This window comes from Actinomycetospora sp. (assembly GCF_055612215.1).
This window is the reverse complement of sequence record NZ_JBVPVA010000431.1, coordinates 1-3,165: the sequence shown is the minus strand read 5'-3', so window position 1 is coordinate 3,165 and position 3,165 is coordinate 1. Positions and strand designations below refer to the sequence as shown.

Genomic DNA, 3,165 nt, shown 5'->3' with positions numbered 1-3,165 from the left:
GGGGGTGGTCCGACACCCGTGACCGCCCGGTTCCCGAACAGGCTGTGACGTCTGCTTCTTTCCCCGCCGAGATGCTCCCACGCCGCGGTGTCGGTGGGGTGTGCGAATCTCGGTGGGTCGGGGAGGAGGCGGTGTGACGAGGGAGGCGGGCGACCCCGTCGGGACGGGTCCCGGGGCCGGTGGCGGTGGTGTCGGCGGCGGTGGCGTCGGCGCGATCGCCCGGGCGCTGCGCGTGCCCGACGATCCGGGGCACGGCACCGAGCTGCTGCGCCGCGTCCTGGCCGGCACCCCTCAGGGCGAGGACCCGCTCACCCACGCCGAGGTCGTCCCCGCCCGCGAGGGCCGACGGGCCCCGTGGCCGGGGTGGGTCCCCGACGACCTGCGGGCCCGGCTGGCGGCCCGCGGGGTCGGGGCCCCGTGGCAGCACCAGGCGCTCGCGGCCGACCAGGCGTGGGCGGGTCGCCACGTCGTCGTGTCCACCGGCACGGCGTCGGGGAAGTCGCTGGCCTACCAGCTGCCGGTGGTGGCGGCGCTCTCCGCCGACCCCGGGGCCACCGCGCTCTACCTCTCGCCCACCAAGGCCCTCGGGGCCGACCAGCTGAGGGCCGCCCGGGCGCTCGACCCCGGAGGCCCCGGCGGGCTGCGCGCCTCGTCCTACGACGGCGACACCCCGATGGCCGAGCGGGACGCGGTGCGGCGCTCGGCGCGGTGGGTGTTCACCAACCCCGACATGCTCCACCGCGGGATCCTGCCGCGGCACGGCCGCTGGACGACGTTCCTGCGGCGGCTGCGCTACGTCGTCGTCGACGAGGCCCACGCCTACCGCGGGGTGTTCGGGTCGCACGTGGCGCTGCTGCTGCGGCGCCTCCGGCGGATCTGCGCGCGCTACGGCGCACGCCCGACGTTCGTGCTGGCGTCCGCGACGATGTCCGACCCCGCGGTCTCGGCGGGCACGCTGACCGGGCTCGACGTCGTGCCGGTCACCGACGACGCGTCGCCGCGCGGACGCCGGGCGGTCGGGCTCTGGGAGCCGCCGCTGCTGGAGGAGGTCACCGGCGAGAACGGGGCGCCGGTGCGCCGCTCGGCGGGCGCGGAGACGGCACGCATCCTGGCCGACCTCGTCCTGGAGGGCGCCCGGTCGCTGGCGTTCGTGCGCTCGCGGCGGGGGGCCGAGCTGACCGCGCTCGGGGCGCGGCGTGTGCTGGGCGAGATCGACCCGGAGCTCGCCCGGCAGGTGGCCGCCTACCGCGCGGGCTACCTGCCCGAGGAGCGGCGCGAGCTCGAGGCGGCGCTGATGAGCGGGGCGCTGCGCGGGGTCGCGACGACGAACGCGCTGGAGCTGGGGATCGACGTCGCCGGGCTCGACGCGGTGGTGGTCGCCGGGTTCCCGGGGACGCGGGCGTCGTTCTGGCAGCAGGCGGGCCGGGCCGGGCGCTCCGGGGACGACGCGCTGGTCCTGCTCGTGGCCCGCGACGACCCGCTGGACACCTACCTCGTCCACCACCCGCAGGCCGTGCTCGGGGCGCCCCTGGAGCGCTGCGTCCTCGACCCGACCAACCCGTACGTGCTCGCACCCCACCTCGCCTGCGCGGCGGCGGAGCTGCCGCTGACCGCGGCGGACGTCGAGGACGTGTTCGGCGGCGAGGTCGCGCGGCGGGCCCTCGACGACCTCGCGGCCGAGGGGCTCGTCCGGCGGCGGCGCGGCGGCTGGTTCTGGGCGCTGCCCACCGAGCGACCCCACGCCGGGGTGGACATCCGCGGATCGGGCGGCGAGCAGGTGGTGATCGTGGAGTCCGACACCGGGCGCATGCTCGGCACGGTCGACCCGGGCGCCGCCCCGTCCACGGTCCACGAGGGCGCGGTGCACCTGCACCAGGGCGAGAGCTACGTCGTCGACTCCCTGGACCTCGACGAGGGGCTCGCCCACGTCCACGCCGAGGAGCCCGAGTGGACCACGCAGTCCCGGTCGGTCACCGACATCGCGGTCGTCGAGACCGAGCAGTGCGAGTCGTTCGGGGCCGCGACGGTGGACGGCCCGGAGCTCCAGGTCTGCCTCGGGTCGGTCGAGGTGACCGAGCAGGTCGTCGGCTACCTGCGCAAGGCGCCGTCGGGACAGGTGCTCGAGCAGGTGCCGCTCGACCTCCCGGAGCGCACGCTCGCCACCCGCGCGGTCTGGTACACGCTCTCGGAGACGCTGCTCGACGGCGTCGGGATCGTCCCCGCGCGGGTGCCGGGCTCGCTGCACGCCGCGGAGCACGCCGCGATCGGGCTCATGCCGCTCGTCGCGACCTGCGACCGCTGGGACATCGGCGGGGTCTCGACGGCCCTGCACCCGGACACCGGCCGGCCCACGGTGTTCGTCCACGACGGGCACCCCGGCGGCGCCGGGTTCGCCGACCGTGGGCACGAGGCGATGCGGACGTGGCTCGCGGCGACGCGCGACGCGATCGCCGGGTGCGAGTGTCCGTCGGGGTGCCCGTCGTGCGTGCAGTCGCCGAAGTGCGGGAACGGGAACGATCCGTTGGACAAGGCCGGCGCGGTCGCGGTGCTTACGGCGGTGCTGGCGCGTCTGCCAGCCTGACCGGCCCTGATCGGCCCTGATCGGCCCTGACCGGCCCCGAGCCCATGATCATGAGCACACGGGGCAGGTCGGTGGGCCTGCGCACGTGCGTGGAGTGCCCCTCGCGGGTTGGCGCGAGCGCGACCCGGAAGCTCTCCATGACACGGGCACACCAGGCAGGTCGGTGGGCCTGCGGACCTGCGTGGAGTGCCCCTCGCGGGTTGGCGCGAGCGCGACCCGGAAGCTCTCCATGATCACGGGCACACCAGGCATATCAATGCGCCTGCGGACGTGCGTGGAGTGCCCCTCGCGGGTTGGCGCGAGCGCGACCCGGAAGCTCTCCATGATCATGGGCACACCAGGCAGGTCGGTGAGCCTGCGGACGTGCGTGGAGTGCCCCTCGCGGGTCAGCGGGCCGCCGGGGCCGGCCGGCGGGCGGGCCCGGACACGGGGGCGCCGAGCTCCTGGGTTCCGCCGCGGGCCGGGGGTCGGGGCTCCCGGCCCGCGGGGAGGTCTGTCACGCCGCAGGGCGGGGAGGATCACTCGACCCGCCCTGCGGCGCTGTCTCGGGCGGCGGTGGGCGCGGGCGCGCTCCGGAGTGGTCA

1 protein-coding gene is annotated in these 3,165 nt (G+C 76.6%); it reads left to right on the top strand.

The window, feature by feature from the left end; translation table 11 throughout:
• Window positions 1-232 precede the first annotated feature (232 nt).
• Window positions 233-2,581 (top strand): DEAD/DEAH box helicase, encoded by a 2,349-nt coding sequence (locus tag AC0CYZ_RS12165; protein ID WP_472215628.1) that lies wholly within the window; start codon window positions 233-235, stop codon window positions 2,579-2,581.
• The last annotated feature ends 584 nt before the right edge of the window (window positions 2,582-3,165 follow it).